We start from the raw sequence: 425 nt of genomic DNA, 5'->3' as shown, positions 1-425 counted from the left end.
GGTCCAGGCGGCGCGGTAGACCAGAAGCGCCGCCGCATCGACGTCCAGCGCCATATCGGCGATGTGGCCCTGCACCATCTGAAGTTCGGCCATCGGCGCGCCGAACAGTTTGCGCTCGGCCACGCGTTTGATGCTTTCATCCAGCGCGCGCCGGGCAAAGCCGAGTGCCGCCGCACCAACGGTCGAGCGGAACACGTCGAGCACCGACATGGCGATGCGGAAGCCGTCGCCGGGTCTGCCGATCAGCGCAGCGGCCGGCAGGCGGACCTGATCGAAAGACAGCCGTGCCAGCGGATGCGGCGCGATTACTTCCAGCCGTTCCGCGATGCCAAGGCCCCTGGCGTCGCCAGGCACGAGGAAGGCGGAAAGCCCCTTGGCGCCCGGCGCCTCGCCGGTGCGGGCAAAGACGACATAGAGGTCCTGTC

At 68.7% G+C, this 425-nt stretch carries 1 protein-coding gene; it reads right to left on the bottom strand.

The genetic code is table 11. The features are described 5' to 3' along the window. On the bottom strand, positions 1 to 425 hold a 425-nt coding region (locus tag EN984_RS37385), incomplete at both ends, for an acyl-CoA dehydrogenase family protein (RefSeq protein ID WP_281057409.1).

Source organism: Mesorhizobium sp. M7A.F.Ca.CA.004.12.1.1 (assembly GCF_003997835.1).
In the GTDB taxonomy this organism is placed as follows: Bacteria; Pseudomonadota; Alphaproteobacteria; order Rhizobiales; family Rhizobiaceae; genus Mesorhizobium.
The sequence above is the reverse complement of the archived record's forward strand: the minus strand, read 5'-3'. Positions and strand labels throughout refer to the sequence as shown.